The sequence below is a fragment of the Pasteurella testudinis DSM 23072 genome (assembly GCF_900176075.1).
Taxonomy (GTDB): Bacteria; Pseudomonadota; Gammaproteobacteria; order Enterobacterales; family Pasteurellaceae; genus Chelonobacter; species Chelonobacter testudinis.
This window is the reverse complement of the sequence record NZ_FWWV01000024.1, coordinates 126,201-150,115: the sequence shown is the minus strand read 5'-3', so window position 1 is coordinate 150,115 and position 23,915 is coordinate 126,201. Positions and strand designations below refer to the sequence as shown.

At 48.2% G+C, this 23,915-nt stretch carries 19 protein-coding genes; 6 read left to right on the top strand and 13 right to left on the bottom strand.

Features of this window, described 5'->3' with window-relative positions:
• Window positions 1-268, top strand: a 268-nt coding sequence (locus B8880_RS09515) for an IS3 family transposase (protein ID WP_143933427.1), incomplete at its 5' end; no start/stop codon positions are given.
• A 55-nt stretch (window positions 269-323) separates the two neighbouring features.
• Here the strand turns inward: B8880_RS09515 and B8880_RS09510 are convergent.
• Together B8880_RS09510 and B8880_RS09505 are read right to left on the bottom strand one after the other, a co-directional pair.
• Complete coding sequence (locus tag B8880_RS09510) at window positions 324-1,856, bottom strand: carbon-nitrogen hydrolase family protein (RefSeq protein WP_084257376.1); 1,533 nt, start codon at window positions 1,854-1,856, stop codon at window positions 324-326.
• A gap of 258 nt (window positions 1,857-2,114) precedes the next feature.
• The gene (locus tag B8880_RS09505) at window positions 2,115-2,693 is read right to left on the bottom strand and encodes a TetR/AcrR family transcriptional regulator (protein ID WP_084257375.1); all 579 of its coding nucleotides are present in this window, start codon (window positions 2,691-2,693) and stop codon (window positions 2,115-2,117) included.
• A gap of 268 nt (window positions 2,694-2,961) precedes the next feature.
• Between B8880_RS09505 and B8880_RS09500 the strand changes: the two genes are divergently transcribed.
• Genes B8880_RS09500 through B8880_RS09485 form a run of 4 tightly spaced genes read left to right on the top strand, consistent with a single transcriptional unit; the run spans window position 2,962 to window position 9,793 of the window.
• Window positions 2,962-5,004 (top strand): TonB-dependent receptor, encoded by a 2,043-nt coding sequence (locus tag B8880_RS09500; protein WP_244165626.1) that lies wholly within the window; start codon window positions 2,962-2,964, stop codon window positions 5,002-5,004.
• Between the two features lie 2 nt (window positions 5,005-5,006).
• The gene (locus tag B8880_RS09495) at window positions 5,007-6,779 is read left to right on the top strand and encodes an ABC transporter ATP-binding protein (protein WP_084257374.1); all 1,773 of its coding nucleotides are present in this window, start codon (window positions 5,007-5,009) and stop codon (window positions 6,777-6,779) included.
• A gap of 1 nt (window position 6,780) precedes the next feature.
• Window positions 6,781-8,556, top strand: coding sequence for an ABC transporter ATP-binding protein (locus B8880_RS09490; RefSeq protein WP_244165625.1), 1,776 nt, complete (start codon window positions 6,781-6,783; stop codon window positions 8,554-8,556).
• 4 nt (window positions 8,557-8,560) lie between these two features.
• Window positions 8,561-9,793 (top strand): MFS transporter, encoded by a 1,233-nt coding sequence (locus B8880_RS09485; RefSeq protein ID WP_084257373.1) that lies wholly within the window; start codon window positions 8,561-8,563, stop codon window positions 9,791-9,793.
• Between the two features lie 41 nt (window positions 9,794-9,834).
• On the opposite strand, the gene B8880_RS09480 is transcribed toward B8880_RS09485, so the two are convergent.
• The 9 genes from B8880_RS09480 to B8880_RS09440 all read right to left on the bottom strand — a co-directional run bounded on the left by B8880_RS09480 (window position 9,835) and on the right by B8880_RS09440 (window position 18,623).
• On the bottom strand, window positions 9,835-10,527 hold the full coding sequence (locus B8880_RS09480) for an aspartate/glutamate racemase family protein (protein ID WP_084257372.1): 693 nt from the start codon (window positions 10,525-10,527) through the stop codon (window positions 9,835-9,837).
• Window positions 10,528-10,530: 3 nt separating this feature from the next.
• Window positions 10,531-10,851: a c-type cytochrome gene (locus tag B8880_RS09475; RefSeq protein WP_084257371.1), complete on the bottom strand. Its 321-nt coding sequence runs from the start codon at window positions 10,849-10,851 to the stop codon at window positions 10,531-10,533.
• A 68-nt stretch (window positions 10,852-10,919) separates the two neighbouring features.
• On the bottom strand, window positions 10,920-11,396 hold the full coding sequence (locus B8880_RS09470; protein WP_084257370.1) for a TlpA family protein disulfide reductase: 477 nt from the start codon (window positions 11,394-11,396) through the stop codon (window positions 10,920-10,922).
• Window positions 11,396-12,082 carry an ABC transporter ATP-binding protein gene (locus B8880_RS09465; protein WP_084257369.1) on the bottom strand — a complete coding sequence of 229 codons (687 nt, stop codon included), beginning with the start codon at window positions 12,080-12,082 and terminating at the stop codon, window positions 11,396-11,398. The genes B8880_RS09470 and B8880_RS09465 overlap by 1 nt, the downstream gene beginning before the upstream one ends.
• The gene (locus tag B8880_RS09460) at window positions 12,082-13,197 is read right to left on the bottom strand and encodes an ABC transporter permease (protein WP_115306457.1); all 1,116 of its coding nucleotides are present in this window, start codon (window positions 13,195-13,197) and stop codon (window positions 12,082-12,084) included. Before B8880_RS09460 ends, B8880_RS09465 begins: the two co-directional genes overlap by 1 nt.
• Window position 13,198: 1 nt before the next feature.
• A complete protein-coding gene (locus B8880_RS09455; RefSeq protein WP_084257367.1) occupies window positions 13,199-14,557 on the bottom strand; it encodes an ABC transporter permease in 1,359 nt (452 codons plus the stop codon).
• 3 nt (window positions 14,558-14,560) lie between these two features.
• Entirely contained in the window at window positions 14,561-16,015 is a 1,455-nt protein-coding gene (locus tag B8880_RS09450) for a Fe-S-containing protein (protein ID WP_084257366.1), read from the bottom strand.
• Between the two features lie 127 nt (window positions 16,016-16,142).
• Window positions 16,143-16,670 (bottom strand): iron transporter, encoded by a 528-nt coding sequence (locus B8880_RS09445; protein WP_084257365.1) that lies wholly within the window; start codon window positions 16,668-16,670, stop codon window positions 16,143-16,145.
• A gap of 24 nt (window positions 16,671-16,694) precedes the next feature.
• Window positions 16,695-18,623 (bottom strand): FTR1 family iron permease, encoded by a 1,929-nt coding sequence (locus B8880_RS09440; RefSeq protein ID WP_084257364.1) that lies wholly within the window; start codon window positions 18,621-18,623, stop codon window positions 16,695-16,697.
• A 421-nt stretch (window positions 18,624-19,044) separates the two neighbouring features.
• On the opposite strand from B8880_RS09440, the gene B8880_RS09435 reads away from it, so the two are divergent.
• Window positions 19,045-20,259, top strand: a complete 1,215-nt coding sequence (locus tag B8880_RS09435) for an aromatic amino acid transport family protein (protein ID WP_084257363.1) — start codon at window positions 19,045-19,047, stop codon at window positions 20,257-20,259.
• Window positions 20,260-20,382: 123 nt separating this feature from the next.
• Here the strand turns inward: B8880_RS09435 and pta are convergent, their stop codons facing one another.
• Window positions 20,383-22,518: a phosphate acetyltransferase gene (gene pta, locus B8880_RS09430; protein ID WP_084257362.1), complete on the bottom strand. Its 2,136-nt coding sequence runs from the start codon at window positions 22,516-22,518 to the stop codon at window positions 20,383-20,385.
• A gap of 76 nt (window positions 22,519-22,594) precedes the next feature.
• The gene (locus B8880_RS09425) at window positions 22,595-23,800 is read right to left on the bottom strand and encodes an acetate kinase (RefSeq protein WP_084257361.1); all 1,206 of its coding nucleotides are present in this window, start codon (window positions 23,798-23,800) and stop codon (window positions 22,595-22,597) included.
• Window positions 23,801-23,915: the final 115 nt, after the last annotated feature.

The window sequence follows — 23,915 nt, the reverse complement described above, 5'->3', positions numbered from 1 at the left end:
GTACCAAATGCCGTCTTATCGCAACATATTGGCGGCGAATCGGATTCAAATCAGTATGTCGAGAAAGGGCAACTGCTTGGACAATGGCGCGATGGAAAGTTTTTTCGGCAGGCTGAAAACAGAATGTTTTTATGTGCGACAGTTTGATACGGTTGATGAAATTGAACAGGCGGTTCATCAATATATTCAGTATTACAATGCAGAACGAATTCAAGTAAGATTAAAAGGATTAAGTCCGATACAATATCGAACCCAATTCTTTCATTAAACAGTCCAACTTTTGGGGGTCAGATCACTAACCGCACTTTGGTTTTACGCCGTGTTTATTTCTTCTTCCAACGCAACTGATACAGATCACTACGCCGATCTTTCAGATTACGTACGCTGCCGAATTCGTGCAGTTCGCGCAATTCGTCGATATTGACATCGGCGATCAACACCATTTCGGTGTTTGGTGTGGCTTCGCTTTTGATACCGTTGGTCGGGAACGCGAAGTCGCAGGGGGTGAAAATCATCGATTGCGCATATTGAATATCCATATTATGCACATTCGGCAGGTTGCCGACCGAACCGGCAATCGCCACAAAGCACTCGTTTTCAATCGCGCGCGCTTGGGCACAGTGGCGCACCCGTGAAAACCCGTTTTGCGTATCGGTTAAAAACGGTACGAACAGAATCTCCATGCCTTGATCCGCCAATAAGCGGCTCAATTCCGGAAACTCGACATCATAACAGATCAAAATCCCGATTTTGCCGCAGTCGGTATCAAACGCTTTCAATTGCGTACCGCCGATCATGCCCCAGATTTTGGCTTCGTCGGGGGTGACATGCAGCTTTTCAAAGCGTTCGCTGCTGCCGTCACGCCGACATAAATAGCCGACGTTATACAGATGTTCGTCCTTGATCTCCGGCATACTGCCGGTGATGATATTAATGTTGTAGCTGATCGCCAGCGCTTCAAATTTGCCAACGATGGTTTCGGTATATTGCGCCAGCTTACGGATTGCGTCCGGTTCGGCATTGTGGTTGTATTTCGCCATCAGTGGTGCGTTGAAAAATTCGGGGAAGAGCACAAAATCGCAGTGATAACCCGAAACCGCATCAATAAAATATTCCGCTTGCTGCATCAGCTCATCGACATTGCGGTAGGGGCGCATTTGCCATTGGATCAAGCCAAGCCGTATCTCTTTCTTGTTTTGCGTTGCCAAATTGCTCGGCGGCTCGTAATAAATATTGTCCCAACGCATCAGCACCGCATATTCGTTGGAAGCGCTGTCGCCCTCCAGATAGCCTTTCAGCACTTTGCGCGGGTGAAAGTCGTTAGATAGCTGAAAATTCAGCACCGGATCGTTAATCTCGCGCAACCGCACTTTTTCAATATAGGCTTTCGGGGTCAGTTGGTCGGCATATTTATGGTAATTCGGAATCCGTCCGCCGAACGAAATCCCTTTCAGATTCAGCTTTTCGCACAGCTCTTTGCGATAATCGTATAACCGCCGCCCCAAGCGTAAACCGCGAAACTCCGGCTTGATAAACACGTCGATGCCGTACAAAATATCGCCTTTATTGCTGTGCGAATCGAAAGTTTCGTTGGCGGTGATTTTTTGATAGGTGTGGTTATCGCCGAATTTATTGTAATCCACGATAATCGACAACGCACAGCCTGCCAGACAATCGTTGATCTTAATCACCACCTGTCCCTCCGGAAATTTACGGATCAAGCGCCGGATTTCATCTTCGCTCCAATAAGCGTTCGGCAATACGGCATAGGCACTGATCATGGCGTCTTTTAATTCTTGATAATCGTCCAGAGTGAGGTAGGTCAGTTCGATGTTTTCAATGTCCTTCGTGTCCATGATGGGGTTTTCCTGTTGTTTTAATCTGAAAATCAGTCTGCTGAAAATTTAAGCGCTTGATTTCAGGATAAAACGATAACAGGAAAAAATCAAATTCTGTGGTAAAGGCAACTCATAAACTGAAATGGATAACCGCACTTTAGCGGATATGGTAGAAAGTGCGGTCAATATAAGCTAACGCTTCCGGCAGGACATAAACGAATTGATCCGGCTTAACCGCCAGACCTTCGCTCAGAGGCGCTTTCCGACTAGACGGTATTATTTTCCCTTTTTATAAGCAAGGCCGTACATCATCAGCTGTAAAGCGTCAATGTTCAGCTGGTGCTCTTTGCCGCGATATAATTTGCCGAGCTGCGGATCGGTTCGCAGTTCATCAATTTTACGGGTGAACACGCTGATTAGCGCAATCGGGAAATCCTGTTGTATGATGCGCTTATTTTGCAGCTGTTGAAAAAAATCAGACATAAATTGGTATTTTTCCTGTTCCATTTCGGCAAAAAATGCCCGCATCTCTGCGTCCGAATGGTACTGAAAATCCGCTTGCATCGGTTGGGAATAGAGTCCTTTTAAGGCTTCTTCCTGCATTTTAAAAATTTGGCTGATGATAGTTTCCAATGATATTTCTTGTTTTAAAAAATCCAAGAACCGCAATCGCACCTCTTCTTTTTGCTCAAACAGCAGTTGTTTGAGCAACGCTTTTTTATTTTTGAAATGCTTATAAAATGTCACTCGGCTGACTTGTGCCTGCTGACAAATCGTATCAACCGAAATCCGTTTCCAGCCGTGCTGTGAAAACAGGGTAAGTGCGGTCTGTTGTATCACTGCGGATTTGTTCATGCTTTATCCTTATTTTCTGCCCGTTAGCGGTGAGATGCCGGTAAGCATACTTAAAACAGGGTTTTTACGCAAATTAATTACAAATAACATCTATTATCATTTGCATTGTTGGGGTTGATAATTTATATTAACAAATGTTGGATTTTAATGCTTATTTTGTAAACCTTCTTTTATAAAAATCGGTATAAAACCCAGTGTAAACAAATCCAAATTCTCAATAAATTATCCTAAAACCAGCAATTTAACCTTGAAAATCGGAGGCAAATTTATGTTTTTCCGCTTAACCCCCATAGCCATTTCCGCCCGCGCCATGCTGGTCGGCAGTAGTATTTTCGCTTTAAGCAGTCCGTCAGTTTTTGCCGCAACAGAAATAGGACAATTAGATGAAATTATTGTGTCAGGCGAAAAATCAGAGCGATCAAAGTTTGAAACCAGCTCCAGTTTGACTGTGACCACGGTCAATGATCTGCAACGTGCAGGTGATATCACAACCGCAACACATTTACTCAAAAAGACGGTCAATATTTTGGACACCGGTCTGGGCAATGATTTAGCGACCGTGCGTGGCGTGGATGGTTCCGGACCTGCAACCGGTGCGGTAGCCTTTTTTGCCGGAAGCCGTCCGCGTTTAAATATGTCGATTGATGGTCGCACCTCAACCTATGTAGAATTGGCACACAGTGCAAAATCCCTATGGGATATGAAACAAGTGGAAATCTATCGTGGTGCGCAAAGCTATGCCCAAGGACGCAACGCAATTGCCGGTGCGGTGGTGATGACCTCAAATGATCCGAGCCATGAGTGGGAAGGCGCGGCAAAACTGAATATCGGCAACCAACATACCCGTCAAACCGCCGCAATGATTTCGGGACCGTTAATTGCCGATGAATTGGCGTTTCGCTTAAGTGTCGATCAACAGCAACGAAAAAGTTTTGTTGATTTAATTTCTTATGAGCCGGTCGGGAATCCGCGCTGGTATAAAACCACCACGGCAAGAGCCAAGTTATTGTGGACACCATCCGCATTGCCCGAATTTTATAGTCGTTTCACACTCAATCATCTTGATTCCAGATTACCGCAAAACGAGGCCGGCAATCAGCCGATCAATAATGTCCGCTTTACACCACAACGTCCGGTTCTTGATACCATGTCAACGAGCGGAATTTGGGATATCGGCTGGCAGTTTTCAGATTTCTGGAAGTTTGAAAATAAATTGATTTATTCAAAATATGAGAATAATCGTTTGACATTGCCCGCACCGCTCGGAGCACCGGCAACATTGGACGGGCGTGAGCTGCAAATCGAGCCGATAATGAAATTTGAGATATCCTATGCGAAATATTCCGGATTGTTCGGGCTGTTTTATTTTCAGGCTAAACAGGATGAGACCGTTGATATCCGCACGTTTCATAATATCTTCAAAGACAAAACCAAAACAAAAGCGGTTTTTGGCGAACTAAAATATGCGCCGAATGCAAACTTCGACGTTACGCTATCAGCTCGTTATGAGCAAGAACACCACCAACGGCAAGGCGGTAGCGCTTTATTTGAGATCGATCGGGATAAAAAATACAATGTTTTCCTACCCAAAATCGATCTGGCATGGAATTTGCTCGAGAAACAGCGTTTAGGCTTTAAAGTTGGTCGGGGCTATAATCCGGGTGGTGCCGGAGTCACCTTTGCCAATCCTTACACCGGCTACGAATATGATGCGGAATATGTCTGGAATTATGAGCTGTATCACCGTTGGATATCCACAGACAATAGTTTTGAACTCCGTACTAATCTGTTCTATAACGATTATAAAAATATGCAATTGCCTTATTATTTATCTGCCAGTTCGGTTGTTATTCGTAATGCCGACAAAGTGGTGACTTACGGGATCGAAACCAATGCAGATTGGCAACTAACGGACAATCTGAATCTTTATGCCGGAATTGGTTTATTAAAAACCAAAGTGAAAAAATATCCGGGCAGCGGGATCGAAGGCAATAAACTCAGCCGCTCACCAAGCTACACCGCCACATTAGGCGGACGCTATCAGTTCCTCAATCATTGGGAATTCGGCGGCGACATCTATTTTGTTAATCGTTATTATTCCGAATTGACCAATAGCGACGTCCGTAAAATCAAAGGCTATTCGCAAGCCAACGCCTATCTGGCTTATAACTTTAAACAGGGGCGTGTGATGCTGTATGCCGATAATATTTTCAATGCGCGCAATGATATTTTCATGCCGACCGCAGATCGGGGCGAAGCGTTTAAATTACAACCGCGCGTCATCGGCTTATCGACGGAAGTGAGATTTTAGCGATGGGCATTGGGATTAAAGAAACAGGGCATGCACAGATTTGCAGACCGGTTGCCGCCCAACTGCGTTGCTCAATGTTGCTTGCCTCGATTGCACAGCTGATCAAATTAAGCATTTGGCTGGTGATGATTCAGGTGGTTTATCTTGCCGCACATAACAGCGCTTTTCCGTTTGGCTGGCTGCTGCTGTTATTGGGGCTGACCATTGTCTATTACACCCTGAAAATCAAGGCGCACGATCAATCGCACTATGCCGCTTTCCGGCTGGAAAAGGTGCTGCGCCAGCGGCTGTCGCGCAAAATCAGCGAATTGCCGTTGGGCAAAGTGCGGTCAATCGGTTCGGGCGCATTGGCAAAAATCTTGCTGGACGACGTACATGAATTGCACGTTTTTGTCGCTGATGCGCCGCCGTTAAAAGCCGAGGCTTATACGACGCCGATCTTTGTCGTCGGTGCGCTGCTGGTGCTGGATTGGCGTTTGGGTTTGGCGGTCTTCGGTTTTGCGCTATTGATGATGTTGCTGTTGCGCGCATTGTTTTCACGCGGAAAACGGTTTCGCCGTCAATATGGCGAAGCCTTGGCGAGTATCAACGGTGCGATTATCGAATATGTGCAGGGGATGGGCACGATCCGCACCTTTGATGCCGGCAACAGTTCTTACGGCCGTTTTCAAACCGCACTTAACCGCTTCAATGATGTGATGATGAACTGGTTGCAAAAAGTCGGCTTTGCCACGCGTTTGGCACGCAGTCTGTTCACCCCGATGCCGATGATGATATTTTTAATCGCCGCCGGCGTTTATCTGCATAGCTTGGCGCTGTTGTCGCTGTTCAGTTTGTTCGCCTTTTTGATTCTGGCGGCGGGCTTAATCGAAACCATGCACCCGTATATGGGCTTGTTTCACTTGTTGGAGAAATCCAGGGCGGCGATAGAGCGGATTAACGAACTGGAAGCCATGCAGAGCTTGGCGTTCAGTGAAAATCCGCAAAAACCGATACGTTACGATATCGAATTTGACGATGTTAATTTCCGTTACACCGCACAAGGCGAAGCCGTGCTGAAAAATATTAATCTGACGATTCCCGAACGGAGTTTTACCGCCGTTATCGGCGCTTCCGGTTCCGGCAAAACGACGCTGATCAATCTGCTGTTGCGGTTTTGGGATGTCAGTTCAGGCAGGATCAAGTTGGGCGGCATTGATATCAGGCAGATTAATCCGCAAGATTTGATGACCCAATGTTCGGTGGTGTTTCAGGATAATTTTCTGTTCTCCTGTTCGATTGCGGAAAATATCAGCTACGGACTGGAAAATGTCGATCAACAAGCCATTGTCGAGGCGGCGAAAAAAGCCCACATTCATGATTTTATCATGACCTTGCCGCAACAGTACCAAACCGCTGTCGGTGAGCGCGGCCAATTGTTATCGGGCGGACAAAAACAGCGTTTGACGATTGCCAGAGCTTTTTTGCAAAACCGCCCGATTTTGATATTGGACGAACCGACGGCGTTTTCCGATGCGAAAAACGAAGCCAATCTGGTGCAGGTGTTTAACGAGTTAATGCGCAATAAAACCGTGATTATGATTGCTCACCGGTTATCCTCGATTACTTCCGCCGACCAAATTCTGTATATGGAACAGGGCAGCATTATTGCGCAAGGCGATCATCAAACCTTGCTGCAAAGCGACACGGCATACCGCACTTTGTGGCAGGAATATCAACAGGCCCGGGCTTGGGTTTTGCCTGCACAGGCTTTATCAGACACGGAAACAGTATAGTATGAAGTTGCAAACTTATTTTAATCAAGCGACACAAAATACCAAAGGGCTGTACTTAACCTACAGTCACTTATTGCAGATGGCAGGCGGTCAGAAAGGGCAATTGACCGTTTGCCTGATTTTGTCGGCACTATCGGCGCTCGTTTTCGGTATCGGTATTGCGATGTTATATCCGCTCTTTAGTGCAATGGAAAGCGGCAATCCGGCGCAGATTCAATGGCATGCCGGCGTGGTGCTGTTATTATTGGCGTTGAGTATCGGCTTGCGGGTTTTTGCCGACGGCTACGATACCAAAGGTTATGCCAATTTGGCGGTCTATCAGTTGCGCTCACGTTTGGGGGATAAATTACGCAAAGTACCGCTGGCGATACTGAGCAACTTCCGCTCGGGAGAATTGAACTCGGTGTTGGTGCAGAGCGTCAATGAAGCCGCCGCCTATGCTTTTACGTTAATGACCACCATTATTTATGCCGTGACCATTCCGCTGGCGACCGCACTTGCTTTGTTATTTTTCGACTGGCGCTTCGGCATGATTATTTTGATTATCTTTCCGTTGACGATTCCCTTGTATTTATGGCGGCGCAAGGCGTTTCGGCGCGGTTTCAGCATTCTGGCGGAAGCCAATGAACGCTTAAAAGGCGAAGCGGTGGAGTTTATTCAGGGCTTGGAGGTGCTGAAATCGACCGCGCAACTGCATGATAAAATCAGCCGTTTTGATCAGGTGGCGCAAGATGTGGCGGCGATTCAACGGATCGGCACCAAAAAAGGCGAAATGCCCAATTTGATTATCACCTCAACCGTCCAAATCAGCCTGTTGATTATTCTGATTTTCGGCTTGATTTGGACCGGCAACGGCAGTGCAAGCTGGCTGCTGCTGGCAACGGTGATGGTGATGATCGCCCGCGCCGCCGATGTCTTGAATTTCTTTGTGCAGATGACGTCACTGCTGGAAATTTTCGTCATCAGTTGCGAAAAACTGGAAGCCGTTATGCAGCTGCCGGAACTTGAGGAAAGTGAAAGTGCAGTTATGCCGGACAACTATGCCATTGTTTACCACAATGTCAGCTTTGCGTATCCGAATCAGCAAAAACCGGTGTTGCAAAAAATTAATTTGCAGATTGCGCCGAACAGTTTCAACGCATTCGTCGGCACTAGCGGTTGTGGCAAAACCACCTTGCTGCGTCTTTTGCTGCGCTATGCCGATCCCGACAGCGGCACGATTACGATTGGCGGCATTGATATCCGCCGATTGAGCCAATCACAATTAATGAGCATGATTTCGGTGGTATTTCAAGATGTTTATCTGTTTCAGGATACGATTTTAAACAATATCCGCATGGCAAAACCGGACGCTGATGACGCAACCGTGATCGCCGCCGCCAAACAAGCGCAATGCCACGATTTTATCCAACGTTTGCCGCAGGCATACCAGACGCCGATTGCCGATATCGGCAGCAATCTGTCCGGCGGTGAAAAACAGCGTTTGGCGATTGCGCGGGCGATTTTGAAAGATGCTCCGATTTTGATTTTGGACGAACCGACGGCGGCGCTGGATACGCATAATGAATTGGCGGTGCAAAAAGCATTGGACGCGTTGGTGAAAAACAGAACCATTTTGGTGATTGCCCACCGTTTATCCACCGTGGTCGGCGCGCATCAAATTTCAGTGTTGCACAACGGACAGATTAGCGAACAGGGAACACACCGCCAATTGTTACAAATTAACGGACGCTATGCCGAATTTTGGCATTATCAGCAAATGATCGGGCAGGACTAATCAGATGGAACGAGAGTTGATGTCGGAGAAAAAACTGTTTTGGCAGGATTGGGCGCTTTTAATCAGCCTGGCAACCTTTAAAACCACGATAATCGGGTTCTATATGATTGCGCTGGTCACCATGCTGAAAGATCAGGGTTTTACGCTAAACCAATTAAGCTGGATTTATATGTTGGCAATGATCGAAGCGGCGGCTTTTCTCATTTCGCCGCTAATCGAGCGTTTTTCATTTAAATCGTTCGGTCAATTTAAAAGCTGGTTGTTTATTTCCAATTTGGCGATGCTGTTCGGCTTTATCGGTTTTTATTTTATTGATCCGCAACGGGATATTCTGTTTTTACTGATCATTTGCGCGGTTTTCTGCTTGATGAGCCTGATTTTCAGTTGTGCGGTATTGGGACTGACTTGCCGCCTGCTGCCGTTTAAAAAACGCGGTTACGGCGGCGCAATCCAAGTGGCGGGCGCACGCTTGGGAAGAATGGTCGGCGGTGGTTTGGCGCTATATTGTTATCAGCATTTCGGGTGGAATGCGGCGATCAGTTTAATGGTCGGGCTGTCATCGCTGCTGGCGCTACAGCTGCTGTGTTATCGCGAAGCCGAAATGCCGGTCGCCAAAGCGGACGCGATGGGTTTACCTATGCTGTTTAAACGCTTGTTTACTTTTTGGCAACGGCCTAACTCCGGCTTCAGCTGGTTTTGTTTGCTATTTCTTTCCTGCATTCCCTGCGCTTTGGTGGCGACGACCTTTATTCCGCGTTTAAGCGAAATGGGGTGGCAGCCGCAAAATATCGGCTTGCTGCTTGCGATCATTGTGCCGTTGGTTTGTATTGTCGTTGTGCCGCTGTCCGGTTATTTACTGCAAAAATACAGCCGTTTTCAGATGGTCAATTGGATTTTGTTGATCCAAATTGCGCTGGTATTCGGCTTTGTTTACAGTGATAATCTGCTGGAATGGCAGTCGGAATGGATTGCGCTACCGATTATCCTGCTGAGTCTGGCTTACAGTTTTATGCTGCCGATCGTATTAACCTTGTTGATGGATAAAGCCGAACCGCACTTTGTGACGCTGGATACCGCTTTGCAATACAGTGCGGTGCTGCTCGGGGTTTATCCCGCCAATTTTTTTGCGCTGCGCATCGCTAATCTGTGGGGATATAACAGCGTGTATATCATTGCGACCGGTTTTGCCATTGCCGTGTGGCTATTGGCGTATGTCACTCGGCAACGGAATTTTTAATGCGGTTAAACCGCACTTTCGCACTCGATCACATGTGCATTTTATCGGCGCAGAATAAACTTAACGGCGGCTTGGGTATGCAGCGCAGTGCTGTCGAACGTCGGCAGGGGGGCGTTTTCTGCATTGATCAGCAGGCAGATTTCGGTACAGCCAAGAATCACGCCTTGCGCACCTTGGGCTTTCAGATCGTTGATCACATTGAGATAATAGTCACGCGAAGTACGGTTGACTTGATTTAGACACAGTTCATCAAAAATAATGCGGTGGATTTCGTGTTGTTGTTCAGCGTTTGGGGTCACCAATTCAATACTGAATTTTTCAATCCGATCACGATAAAAACCATCGCTCATGGTGAAGCGTGTGCCGAGCAAGGCGATTTTATTCAGTCCGGCTTGCTGAATGGCAAGTGCGGTGCTGTCGATGATGTGTAGCAGCGGAATTTGGCAAGCTGCTTGGATCTGATCAGCGACTTTGTGCATGGTGTTGGTGGCGAGCAGTAACGCTTGTGCCCCCATTTTTTCTAACATAACCGCACTTTGCGCCAACAATTCACCGGCTTGTTGCCAATCATTGTTTTTCTGTAATTGCACAATGGTCTCAAAATCAACACTGTGCAGCAGCAAATCGGCACTGTGGTTTTTGCCTAACGCCTGATTAACCCCGCGATTGATCTGCGAATAGTAGAGCAGGGTGCTTTCAGGGCTCATACCGCCGATAATGCCGATTTTTTGCATAATTCATTCCCCCAGCGTTGCAATATAAGCCGCTAAATTTTGCCTATCTTGCTCGCTTAGGCGTGCTTTAACCGTGTTGCCTGCGCCTTCGATTTCACCGTTTTTGCGTTTCTCTAACGCTGTGACAATGTCACTTTCTGCCATGCCTGCAATCACCGCCGAGGTGTCAAATGCCTGTTTTTCTGCGTTGCGGCCGTGGCACATGGCGCATAGCTGTTGATATTGGCGTTTGCCTTTGGCGATATCCGCCTCGGCGACCGCACTTTGTGCCGTCAGCAAGGCGAGGGTAATGGCGCATAAGGAGGGGAAAAAATGAAACCGCATGTTGAAAATCCTGTTGTTAACTAAATAATGCCGCTATTTTAGTACAGAATAAGTAAGCCGTCCGCATATTATTCAAACAGCGCATTAACCTGTTCGTGATCGAAGCCTTCCATGCGTTGTTGTAACACGCCGTTGGTAGCGATCAGAAACGAGGTTGGCGTGCCGATCACTTGGTAACGTTCGGCGGTGATACCGAGCTGATCTTTCACCACCGGTAGAGTAATGCCACGTTGTTTGGCGACGGTGGCAGTATCGGCGTTTTTACCGTCGATATTGATCGCCAGAAAATCCAGTTTATCCGGATGAGCTTGCTGCAAGCGCTGTAATTCCAGCATTTCGGCAATGCAGCCGCCGCAGTTTTCCGACCAAAAGGTGATAAACAGCGGTTTTTGTTGCACCACATTTTCCAGTTTCACCGCTTCGCCGCTCAAATTAAAGGTCGCCAGTTGCGGCGCTTTTTTGCCGACGGTGGCTTGTTGCTCTTCGCAGGCGGTCAGAAACAGGCAGGTTAGCGCAAACAAGGCGGTTTTCAACAACGTTTTCATCAATTTGTCCTCGATTCATGTTTTTCTTCGCGCAAAAATTTGCCGTGTTGCAAGAAGATGGTGCGGTGTGCCAGTTTGCCCAATTCCGGATTGTGCGTGACCATCACGATGGTGCGCCCTTGTCGGTTCAGTTCGGTCAACAGTTGCAGGATCAAACGTTCGTTGGTTTCGTCCAGATTGCCGGTCGGTTCGTCGGCAAAAATCACCGGCGGACGGTTGACCAACGCACGGGCGATACACACCCGTTGCTGTTCGCCGCCGGACAGTTGGCTTGGCAGGTGGTGAATCCGCTGTTCTAATCCGACTTGGCATAACACTGCTTTCGCCGACGCTTCGTCGGTGACGCTGTGATAATGTTGCGCCAACATCACGTTTTCAAGTGCGGTCAGGTAGGGAATCAAATGGAATTGTTGGAACACCAAACCGATTTTTTCGGCACGAAAACGCTGCCGTTGCTCTTCGTTCAGCTTGGCGGCGTCTACACCGTCTAAAATCACTTTGCCGTCGCTGGCGGTGTCCAAACAGGTCAAAATATTCATCAGTGTGGTTTTGCCGGAACCGGAAGCACCCATAATCGCAACGAATTCGCCGGCGGCGATTTGAATATTGATATCGTCAAGTGCGGTCACCTGTCCGAAACGTTTAACCAAATGTCGGGTTTCGATCACCCATTTTTGCTCTGTCATTATTCACCTTTCAATACGTTGGCGGTTTCAATTTGTAACGCCCGTCGGGTCGGCACGATCACCGCAATCATCGCCACGATCAGCGAGAGCAGCAGCGTGATCGGAATCACCGGCAAGCGCAGATCAATGCTGGATTTAAACACTGCGATCCCCAACACCTGCGCCAAAATATAGCCTAAAATCAAGCCAGCAAGTGTGGCGAACAGGGCGATTAGCAGGGTTTCGGTGGTGATTTGTTTGATGATATCGCCGCGTTTGGCGCCGAGTGCTTTTTGCAGTGCGAACTCTTTGGCACGCTCAGCGATAATCGCAATTAAAGTGGTGTTGACGCACAGGGTCGCCAAAATCAAAATCACCAACGAAATCAAGCCCATTAAGCCTTTGATTTTATCCAGAATCTGCCCTTCGGAAGCGGAAACCTTACGAATCGGGCGAATTTCCAAATCGGGATATTGGCGGCGCAGCTGTTCGGCGAATTGCTCCACCTGTCCCTGTTCATTTTTCACGCTTAACAGCGCATAACTGATTTGCTCAGGCTTGTTCAGCCATGTCTGCGCAAATTCCAGATTGACGATCAACATATTGTCGGTGGCATCACCGGCTTCCACGATCGCTTTAATTTTGAAGCTGCGTTTTTGCTGCTGCTCGTTGCTTAAGGTGATTTCATCGCCGAGTGTTAAATGCAGCCGCTCGGCTAAGGTTTTGCCGATCATCACGTTGCGCTGATCGAAATTCACCCCGATTTGTTGTCCGCGGATTTGCCAATAGGGCGCAAGGGTCGGCATGGCGTCGTACCACACGCCCATAATCGCAATCTTCTCCAATTCACTGCGGGTCACGCCGTATAAATAAGGGCCGGCGGCATTTAGCAAACCGGTCGACGCTTGTGCCAGAATTTGCTGAAACGGCTGTTGTGACAGCGTGGTTTGATGTTTCGAGCCAATATAAAAATTGGCGCCGAAAGTGCGTAATTCTTGGCTCATTTTGGTATTGATATCAAAATAGACCGCCGACATCGCAGTGACAATTGCCGCACCGACGGTCAGGGCGGCAAAAATAATCGCGACCCGTTGCAGGCGCAAGCGCAACGCACGGAACACCAAACGCCAGAACATATTAACGCCCATACAACACCTCGATCGGGTAGAGTTTGGCAATGCGGTGCGCCGGAAACCAAGTGCCGATAATCGCAATCATCACCGACAAAAACAGCACGCACGGCACTACAATCCAAGCAAAAGAGAGCGGTTGTCCGAACAACGCATCGCCGATAAAACCAGCCAAACCCCAACCGGCAAGGCAACCGAATAACCCGCCGATAACGCCGCTTAAACCGGCTTCGCAATAAAACAGCAGATTGATTTGCCGTTGATGTGCACCTAGCGCTTTCATCAAGCCTATCTCTTTGCTGCGTTCGATAATGTTGCTGGTCATCAGCGAGGCGATTCCCATCGCGGAGGCCAGCAGTGCCGCCAACGTGACGACCGCCAACAGCAACTGGATTTTTTCAATCACCACGCCTTCGGAAGCGGCGACCTGCCAAATCGGGCGCACCACTGCGCCGGATACCGCTTCTTCCAGCTGGTGGGCGATTGACGAAACATAGGCGGTGCAATACCAGCGGTCATACTCTTCGGCGTCCAACGCTTCCAGATTTTCCCGCGCTTTGCGCGACAGATCGTTTTCCGGCACGGTCAACGCCGAAACCCGTACCGACTGCACCTTGCCGTGGAGGTTCAAACTGTTTTGCAGGGCGTGCAGCGGCACGATCACTTGATTTTCTTCATTGCCGCCGCTCGACAGAATTCCGCTTACCGTCACCTCTAAAAGTGCGGTCATCTCTGTGGTAGAGTCAGTGAACGGACGTAATTGCAACCGATCCCCGATATGGATATCGGCACTTGCCGCCAGTTGGCGACCGACCAGCGCTTGCGGCGCAACCGCACTTTGCGCGTTATCACGGTTATGGCGATGTTTGACACTGTCATCAACCCATTCGCCGTCCACCTGCCAATACGGGCTGATGATTTTCTGTCCGGTGTGATAATCCGGATCGTCCGGAATGCCGATCGGATAGTCAAAAAACGTGCCCAGCACACTGATATCCTGTTGCAGCGCGTGCCCGTTGCGGCTAATCAGCTCAAAAGGCGCATTCAATTGCGGCGCAAAGCCGACGATATTATTGCCCCAAAAAATATCTTTAATGTTTGGCAGCTCTTTTTCGTCTAAAAAATCCTGCCCCTGCAACAGCGTTTCCCGCGCCTGATCGACTTGCGGCAGCGCGGCTTGGGCGGCAGGTTCAATCAAAATATTAGCGCCATAGGATTTCAGCTCTTTTGCCATTTTATCGCCGATATCAATCGACACCGCCAGCAGGGCGGAGATTAAACCGGCGGCGAGAAAAATGGTGAAAATCGCCAAAAACTTGCGCCGTAACCCGTTTTTCCACGATTGTAACAACATGCGTAACAGCATAACTTATTCCTCCGTCAATCGACTTTGCGGCACTTGGTTTTGTGGCGCTTGACTTTGTGGCGCTTGACTTTGTGGAGAAAGGTAGCGTTCAGGATCGTCACGCAAGCGATTGAGGTTCTGTTCCGAAGCAAAAAAGTAGGTTTTGCCGGCGTAGCTGTATTTAAATTTGGCGTCGGTATTGAGCAGCTTGCTGCCGTCCACCGGATCGATAACTTCTAATTTGACGATAGTCGAAAAATAATTCAATCCTTCTTCTAAACTTTGCTTGCTGATAATCACTTGTGTATCGGTTTGCTGCCAATCATTAATCGGTACCGGATTGCAGCCGCCCGGTTTGCCGATCGACGGAATAAACATATGCACGCCGCAAGCCACGCAGATCACCTGATTGCCTTGCATCACATAACCCTGATCGCCGCACAGCAGGCAGGCGTCAAACACCACGCCCAAGCTGACACGATCGCTTAACCGGTTGATAATAAAGAAACGCACGGCTTTGCCTTCGTCGGAAATCCAAACGAAGCGGTGTAATTTGCCGTCGCTGACCTGTTTGATGTCGATATGTACTTGTCCGTCTTGTGACAATGTCACCGGCGTAGCTTGCGACAGGCGCGGCGGCTGCGAAGCGATTTTATCCCAATACAACTGTGCGGCGATCACCATCAGCGCCAACAGCAAGCCGGACAGCGTAATGCGGCGCGCTTGGCGGTAAAGTGCGGTTTTTTGCCGTTTTTCGATTAAATCGGTTTGCTGTGCCAGCGCACGTTGGCGCGGACGTTGCACGCAAACCAAAAACAGCAGGCTGATTGCGATAAGCATGCCCGCCAGCAGATAATTATTCCAAATGGTCAAATTCAGGCTTTTGGCAACAAAACTGAGCAGGGTTTTATCCAGTTCGATCAATTGCAATTTAATCAGCGACAGCAAAATTTGCCCGCTGAGCGGTAACAACAGCCAAACGACCAACAGCAATATAGCTACCAGCCGCAACTGCCAAGAAGCGGAATAAGCCAATGCGCTTTGCCGTAACAGACTGACAATCCAGTTGGCACACAACAGACAGAGCAAAAGTGCGGTCGCAATGGCAAACAGATTGAGGATAAAATCGGTGTTGATGATCTCGGTGGAGGTGATTGCGCTCAAATTCGGATTTTGCGCCCAGAAAATACCGGCGAACAGCAGCAACAGGGCTTGCGCAAGGTAGAGCAGTTGCCGCCGATTCAGCCAAGCGCTAAGCAGGCTGAACAGTAATACCGACACATAACCGATTGACAATATCAGTTTCAGGCTTTGGTTGACGGTGAACAGTTGCCATAGGACAAAGCCGCCGCAAAGTGCGGTCAGAGAGAGCCAAAACAGCGCTTTGTCCGGCACGGTTCGCTGTTTTGCCCACAACAAACCGCTGAGTATGCCGAACGGCAGCAATAATTGTAAAACCGAGGTGAAAAAGTAATTCATTGCAACAACCTTTTATGTTTTTAAATCCTATTCAGATTGGAATAAATAAGATTTAAAAAGATAAAATTACCACCCTGAAAAGCGCGCAAAACACCGGCAAAGCAGAGTGGTAATGACCGATTTCGGATCAATTCAAACCGGTATATTTAAATTCAAACGCCGCATCAAACGGTTTCCACCAGCGGCCGACACCGGTTTCATCATCGGTGTGGCGGTGCAGACCGGCTTTTGACGGCGGCTCGATGTGGTAAGTCACTTTATAGTTGCCCACGCCCATCATTTTGATGTTGGCACCGTAGTGCGGGCCGTCGCCGGCAACCATCGGCATAAACGTGCCTTGTTGTTTTTCACCGGTATCCAGATTTTCCAAGGTATAATTAATGGTCAGATACGGCATCCATTCGCCAGCGCCGAAGCCGTTTTTATTGCCTTCGATCGCATGAATATCCGCTTCCAGATGGATATCCGATTTCGCTGCCGGTAAACCCATGCCGCGCGGTTCCATATCGATCGGCTGCAAATAAACCGCTGCGATTTCCATTTCGTTCATGGTGACCGGTTCGCCTGCCGGATACTCTTTGAACGCCAGCGCCGAGGTGGCGGAGAAGAGACCGGCGACGAGAGTGGCGGTGAGCAATGTTTTTTTGAAATTCATAAAATACCTCTTAAAAGTTTAGGATTAAATAGCGTGTAATGCCTGTTTTTTAGCGCTGATTTTCATATACAACAGGGCGAAAATCGCCGCCAAGATTAAAACGGCTTGCGGAATTAAGGTTTCGAGATACGGATAAATTCCCAGCCAAGAAATTTCAGGGAAGCCGTCCAGCAAGGTCGGTTGAACCAGTTTTCCCTCAATCAGTTCCAACACGCTTTTGCCGGCAAAGACAAACGCCATCAGATACATAAAGCTGCCCGTCAACATAAAGAACGGTTTTAACGGCAGTTTGACTACGGTAAAACGCATAATCAAATAGACAACCAACAGTAACACCACGCCAATCGCAAAGCCGCCGAACAGATAGACATAGCCGTCGGCGGATTGGATATCGCCCACTAAGGCGTAGTAAAACAACACGGTTTCCGCTCCTTCGCGATAAACCGCTAGAAAACTGGTGAGCCATAACCCGATCAACGAGCCGGTGGTCAGGGCGGTGGAGAGTTTGCCTTCAAGGTAGCGTTTCCAGTTTTGCGCCTCCACTTTCGACAGCAGCCAATAACTCATCATAAACAGCATAACCACGGCGAAAATCATGGTGATGCCTTCCAATAATTCACGGTTTGCGCCGGAATTTTCAAACAGCAATTGGAAGATAAATGCGGTGATCACACTGGCGACAAGGGCGATAACCACCGATTGGCGGATCACCGGCAGCTTGTCCTGATGATGGTTTTTTACCAAATACGCCACAATCGCCGCCACAATCAGCAAGGCTTCCAAACCTTCACGCAGGATAATCAGCAGGCTGTAGAAGAAAATATCCCAAGCGCCGCCGCTGTTTTGGCTTAATAAACTGACCGCACTTTGCAACTGTTGCGCCAAGCCATCCGCTTGTTGTTGCAGTTGCTCCGGCGATTGCTGCGCTTTCATTTGTCCGACCAGACGGGTGAAAAAGCCCTCCAGCGTGGTTTTCAAATTGCTGTCGCGCGAGCCGATGCTGCTTTCCATGCCGGAACTTTCGAACACGTCGAAATAGGTGTCCTGCACCGCCATAATCGCCTCGTCACGCTTGCCTTGTTGATAAAGTTGAAGCGCTTGCTGAATGCCTTGATTAACCTCGGCGGCGACCTGTTGCCAATTTTGCGAACTGTCGCTTTGCGGCTCGGCGGCTTGCATTGGCTGGGCTTGTTGTGCCTGCTTGGTGGTCGGCAGGTTCGGCAGTTGATCTTCAATGTCTTGTAACAATTGGGTGGTTAAATAGCCTAGCTGGGTCAGGTTTTCCGCCTGTTGCGCCGCTTTGATCAGATCGTAAAATTGTTGGTTGAGGGCGGAGGACTGGGTGGAAGAGCGGTTTTGCCGAATCGCCATTTCCATTTCGGAATTTTTGTAGCCGTCATATTGCGCCTGTTGAATCAACTGCTTGGCGCTGTCCAAATCGCCCTCTTGGTAGGCGCTGATCGCTTGCGCCAGCAGGTCGTCGATAATCTGAAAACTTTGTTGCCAATAAGGTGCAATCTCACTGTTTTGATACGCGCCGTGTTGCCCTTCGGCGGTGAGGCGGTGTCCGTCGGTCAACACCGATTCCAGTTGATTCAACTCATTTTTCAACCACTCAATTTTTTCTGCGATCACCGACTGCGGCTGATTTTGGGTGATCATCTTGCGGATTTCGCCGAAAGTGGCTTCCAGCTGGTAGCTTTTTTGTGCGGAAATATTGATCCGAATCGGGCCTTCCAAATTCTCGAACACCTCGAAATACGCCATTTGTACCGCACTTTTCGCCTGATTGAGCTCGCCGTTTTGATAATACGCCAAGGTGTTATCCAAGCGTTGTTCGATATCGGCGATATAGGCGCGATAGCGGTTATCGCCGTCAGTTTCGACCGCGCTCAGATTCAGACTGACGGAGAAAAGTGCGGTCAGTAATAAATATTTAATAATTTTTAACATATTAGCAACACGAATAAAAATGAGAACCTTTATCATGGTAGAGTGGACAAATTATGAGCCGATCAGAATTTATTTCAAGCGGATTTTCTTGAATATTTGTTCTACCTCAAAAAATGCAGCAATTTAATTCAGTAGTAGCGTGTCCGATATTGACCCAACAGTCGGCAAAAAAATTGCAGCCGCAGGGTTTTTAGCGTTTTAGTCGCTAAGATTTATTAAAAAATATTCAATATCATCTAAAAATCTTGCGCAAAATCACAAAATGACTATTTAATTGTGATGATACTTGCACTTCATTCAAGATTCGAGTATCTTACCGCCACAATAAAAAGTGCTATTTCAATAGCCATATATTTGCTTTCCGAGTAGTGCCCATTTTATGGGCACTTTTTTTTTATAATCCGAAATTTGAGACATTATTGTGAAAAATAAAACGTTAGGCAGTACTTTGTTAGTTGCCGGCACGACCATCGGCGCAGGCATGCTCGCCATGCCGATCACGTCTGCCAGCATGGGGTTTACTTTTACCGTTTCGCTGTTGCTGATTCTTTGGCTGTTGTTGTCTTTCAGCGCATTGTTGTTTATCGAGGTTTATCAAACGGCTTATATTGATGCGGGATTGGCTTCGTTGGCTGAGCAATATTTCGGCCGTTGGGGGCGGATTTTATCAACTTTTTCCCTGCTGATTTTTATGTATGCGATTTTGTCGGCTTACGTCACCGGCGGAGGATCGCTCATCAGCGGCTTATTGCCTTTGGTCGGTGATAGCGTCACTACAACCCAAATCAGTATTATTTTGTTTACCGTGGTGCTAGGGGTTTTCATTATTATCGGCACGTCTAGTGTTGATGCGGTCAACCGATTGTTTTTCTTCAGTAAAATTGCGGTATTTCTATTTGTGTTGTTTATGATGTTGCCACGAGTGTCGGTTGACAATCTGATGGCAATGCCGATCAATAACGCCTTGGTTTTGTCGGCGGCACCGGTGTTTTTCACTTCGTTTGGCTTCCATGTGGTGATTCCGAGTATCGTTAAATATTTGGAAGGCGATATCAAGCGGCTGAAAATTGCGGTGATGGTTGGCACGGGGATTCCGTTGATTGCTTATCTCTTGTGGCAATTGTCAACGCACGGGGTCTTAAGCCAAAGCCAGTTTTTGCAGATTCTACAGCAAGATCCGACCCTAAACGGCTTGGTTAACGCCACACGCGAAATTACCGGTAGCCAGTTGTTGAGCGAAGCTGTGCGCGGATTTTCTTCATTGGCGCTGATCACCTCATTTTTAGGGGTATCATTGAGCCTGTTTGATTGTTTGAAAGATCTGTTAAATCGGGTAAAAGTGCGGTCGAACCGTGTATCGTTGGGGGTACTCACCTTCCTGCCGCCATTGGTGTTCGCCCTGTTTTATCCGGAAGGTTTTATTATGGCCTTGGGCTACGCCGGTATTATGTTTGCGTTTTACGGACTGGTATTGCCGGTCGGCTTGGCGTGGAAAGCACGCCGTTTGTCGCCGAATTTACCGTATCGGGTTTGGGGCGGAAACTTGGCATTGTTGATCGCCTTGCTGTTGGGCATTTTAATTATCGTTATCCCGTTTTTAATTGATGTCGGCTATTTGCCGCAAGTGATTGCTTAACGCGTTTCTTAACGGCATAAAAAAATCTCACTGCTGGAATGAAGTGAGATTTTTTTTGTGTTATGAACCGCACTTTCCGTTCACGTTTTGAAATATGAGCTAAAAGTGCGGTATTTGCCAATATTATTGCGTCGCCTGAATCGCCGTCAGGGCAATGGTGTAAACAATATCATCGACCAACGCACCGCGTGACAAATCGTTAACCGGCTTGCGCATTCCCTGCAACATCGGACCGATAGACACCAAATCGGCGGAACGCTGTACCGCTTTATAAGTGGTGTTACCTGTGTTCAAATCAGGGAAGATAAACACGGTGGCTTTACCGGCAACAGGGGAGTTTGGTGCTTTGGAACGCGCCACATCTTCCATGACGGCTGCGTCGTATTGTAACGGACCGTCGATAATCAAATCAGGGCGTTTTTCTTGCGCCAAACGGGTGGCTTCCCGCACTTTATCCACATCGGAACCTTGACCGGAAGAACCGGTAGAGTAGGAGATCATCGCGACTTTCGGATCGATGCCAAAGGCTTTGGCGGAATCGGCAGACTGAATTGCAATTTCAGACAATTGCTCCGCCGTCGGATCCGGATTAACCGCACAGTCACCATAAACCAGCACTTGATCAGGCAACAGCATAAAGAAAATGGAAGACACAATCGAGTTGCCCGGTGCGGTTTTGATGATTTGCATCGGCGGACGAATGGTGTTGGCTGTGGTGTGCACCGCTCCGGATACCAGACCGTCGACTTCGCCGGCTTCCAACATCATCGTGCCCAACACGACATTATCATGCAGTTGCTCGCTGGCAACGATTTCGGTCATGCCTTTGTTTTTGCGCAGTTCAACTAAACGGGCGACATAATTTTGACGCACCATTTTCGGATCGATAATGGTAATGCCTTTGCCTAATTGTACGCCTTGCGATTCGGCTACGCGCGAAACCTCTTCCGGGCTGGCAAGCAGGATACATTCGGCGATACCGCGTTCGGCACAGATTGCCGCGGCTTTTACGGTACGCGGCTCGTCACCTTCAGGCAGAACAATGCGTTTTTTGGCACTGCGCGCCAATTCGGTTAACTGGTAACGGAATGCCGGCGGCGACAAGCGGCGTAAACGGGAAGAAGAACCGACCAAACTGTCGATAAATTGCGGATTATATTGCGCACTGGTGAACTGTTTGATGGTTTCGATACGTTCCGCATCGTCCGGCGGCACTTCCAGATTGAAACTTTGCAGATTCAGTGAGGTTTGCCAAGTATTGCCTTCAACGCGGACCACCGGCAAACCGGTTTCAAAGGCTTGTTGGCACAGTTTGCTGATTTGGGTGTCGATTTTGTAACCGCCGGTTAAAACCAAAGCACCAATTTTCACGCCGTTCATCGCCGCCAAACTTGCCGCAACCAAAACATCGGGACGGTCTGCCGACGTTACCAACAAGCTGCCGGCACGGAAATGTTCCACCATATTCGGCAGATTGCGTGCGCAGAAAGTGATCCCGTGAATACGACGGGTTTTGATTTCGCCTTCGTAAATAATATGCGCATTCAAATGTTTGGCAATGTCAATCGCACGGGTGGCGATCAATTCGGCGTTCCATGGAATGCTGGCAATCAGGGTTAGCGGGCTTTTCGAGAACAGATGGCGCACTTCGTTGATGGTGCTTTCGTTCTCTTGGAACGATTGGAAAATCTCACTTAAATCCGGACGGGTACGACCGCTTTGGTCAACCGGAGCATTGAATTTGTTGATCACAACACCGAGTAAATTCGGATTGCTGCGACCGCCGAAATCACTGGCAACCGCTTCCAGACGTTCGATCAGCTGGCTTGGGGTATCGGTGCCGGGTGCGGCGACCAAAATAATTTCCGCATCAAGCGCTTGTGCGATTTCATAGTTTACGCTGGAGGCATAAGTACTTTTGCTGGTCGGGATCAAACCTTCCACAATAACCAGTTCGTTTTTGGCGCTGAGTTGTTGATGCTGGGCAACGATTTTTTCTAGCAGAACGTCTGATTGGTTTTGTCCAATCAGGGATTCCGCTTCGCTCAGCATAATCGGTTCGCCGCTATCCAGTGCGGTGCTGCTGCGCAGAATAGAGGTAGTGCGGTCAATTTTATCTTCGCCACTGCTTGGTTGCGAGATAGGTTTCATAAATGCGATTTTAGCGCCTTTTTGTTCCAGTGCGTGAACCAGTCCCAAGCTGACGCTGGTCAGACCGACACCGGCACTGACGGGAATTAAAATAATGGTACGAGACATAATCAAGCCTTTTGTATATGGAATAAACGAAAGTTGAATAATAAAAAACTGCCGACTTGGCCGGCAGTGGAGAATCTTAGTTTACAGCCAGACGAGCCGTATCTTGTGCGATAACCAGTTCTTCGTTGGTTGGAATAACCAAGGCTAACGGCGAATTGTCGCTGGTGATTTTGCCGGATTTACCGAAACGTGCCGCCAGATTGCGGTCGTTATCTAATTCATATCCGAACAATTTCAGATGTGCCAAGGTTAATTCGCGGATATGGGCGGAGTTTTCGCCGATACCGCCGGTAAAGACGATGGCGTCCAAACGCTCACCGATCACCGCCATATAAGAACCGATGTATTTGGCCAAACGGTAGCTGTACACATCAATAGCGCGTTTTGCGTCTGCTTTGCTGTCATAGTTGTCTTCCGCATAGCGGCAATCGCTGGTCACTTCGGTCAAGCCCAACAAACCGGATTTTTTGGTCAATGTGGTTTCGATTTCTTCCATTTTCATGCCCAACGTGTTGTACATATAGAAAATAATCGCCGGATCGATGTCACCGGAACGGGTTCCCATCACCAAACCTTCTAACGGGGTCAAGCCCATTGAGGTGTCGATACATTCGCCGTGACGAATCGCCGCCACCGAACCGCCGTTGCCCAAGTGACAGGTAATCACATTCACTTTATCCGTCGGCACATTCAACTCTTTCGCCACTTCACGGCTAACATAGTAGTGGCTGGTACCGTGCGCACCGTAACGGCGTACGCCGTGTTCTTTATACAGTGAATACGGCAGGGCGTACAGAAACGCTTCTTCCGGCATGGTTTGGTGGAAAGCGGTGTCAAATACCGCCACGTTGTTTGCTTTTAATTCAGGAAACGCTTTAAAGGCTTCTTCAATTCCGATCAAATGCGCTGGATTGTGTAACGGCGCGAATTGTACGGCATCACGAATGCCTTCGATCACCTCGTCATTGATCAATACGGACTGGGTAAATCTTTCGCCACCGTGTACGATACGGTGTCCGATCGCCACAATACTTTCTTTTAATCCTTCGCCTTGCGGTAAAATTTGATTAACGATAAAGTCCAACGCTTCACTGTGTGCCGCACCGGCGCCCAGATCCGCATTGCCTTTTTCACCATTCAATTTCCATTTGATGCGAGCATCTTCCAGATTAAAGGCTTCTGCCAGACCGGACAGTTTCTCATCACCGGATTGAGGATCTAAAATAGCAAATTTCAACGAGGAGCTACCGCAGTTTAGAACCAGGATTAATTTTTGTGACATAATATTTAACCTATTTCATGTTGATTTAAGAAAGGCGCCCAAGGCGCAGAAAATTATCCGTTATAGGATACACTTTTGATAGAATAAAATAAATTGCAATTCGAGAGAAATCGGT

Bases quoted from the DNA above. Each gene is read 5' to 3' on its own strand.
- B8880_RS09510 (WP_084257376.1), bottom strand. From the start codon at position 1,856: ATGGACACGAAGGACATTGAAAACATCGAACTGACCTACCTCACTCTG.
- B8880_RS09505 (WP_084257375.1), bottom strand. From the start codon at position 2,693: ATGAACAAATCCGCAGTGATACAACAGACCGCACTTACCCTGTTTTCA.
- B8880_RS09500 (WP_244165626.1), top strand. From the start codon at position 2,962: ATGTTTTTCCGCTTAACCCCCATAGCCATTTCCGCCCGCGCCATGCTG.
- B8880_RS09495 (WP_084257374.1), top strand. From the start codon at position 5,007: ATGGGCATTGGGATTAAAGAAACAGGGCATGCACAGATTTGCAGACCG.
- B8880_RS09490 (WP_244165625.1), top strand. From the start codon at position 6,781: ATGAAGTTGCAAACTTATTTTAATCAAGCGACACAAAATACCAAAGGG.
- B8880_RS09485 (WP_084257373.1), top strand. From the start codon at position 8,561: ATGGAACGAGAGTTGATGTCGGAGAAAAAACTGTTTTGGCAGGATTGG.
- B8880_RS09480 (WP_084257372.1), bottom strand. From the start codon at position 10,527: ATGCAAAAAATCGGCATTATCGGCGGTATGAGCCCTGAAAGCACCCTG.
- B8880_RS09475 (WP_084257371.1), bottom strand. From the start codon at position 10,851: ATGCGGTTTCATTTTTTCCCCTCCTTATGCGCCATTACCCTCGCCTTG.
- B8880_RS09470 (WP_084257370.1), bottom strand. From the start codon at position 11,396: ATGAAAACGTTGTTGAAAACCGCCTTGTTTGCGCTAACCTGCCTGTTT.
- B8880_RS09465 (WP_084257369.1), bottom strand. From the start codon at position 12,082: ATGACAGAGCAAAAATGGGTGATCGAAACCCGACATTTGGTTAAACGT.
- B8880_RS09460 (WP_115306457.1), bottom strand. From the start codon at position 13,197: ATGTTCTGGCGTTTGGTGTTCCGTGCGTTGCGCTTGCGCCTGCAACGG.
- B8880_RS09455 (WP_084257367.1), bottom strand. From the start codon at position 14,557: ATGCTGTTACGCATGTTGTTACAATCGTGGAAAAACGGGTTACGGCGC.
- B8880_RS09450 (WP_084257366.1), bottom strand. From the start codon at position 16,015: ATGAATTACTTTTTCACCTCGGTTTTACAATTATTGCTGCCGTTCGGC.
- B8880_RS09445 (WP_084257365.1), bottom strand. From the start codon at position 16,670: ATGAATTTCAAAAAAACATTGCTCACCGCCACTCTCGTCGCCGGTCTC.
- B8880_RS09440 (WP_084257364.1), bottom strand. From the start codon at position 18,623: ATGTTAAAAATTATTAAATATTTATTACTGACCGCACTTTTCTCCGTC.
- pta (WP_084257362.1), bottom strand. From the start codon at position 22,518: ATGTCTCGTACCATTATTTTAATTCCCGTCAGTGCCGGTGTCGGTCTG.
- B8880_RS09425 (WP_084257361.1), bottom strand. From the start codon at position 23,800: ATGTCACAAAAATTAATCCTGGTTCTAAACTGCGGTAGCTCCTCGTTG.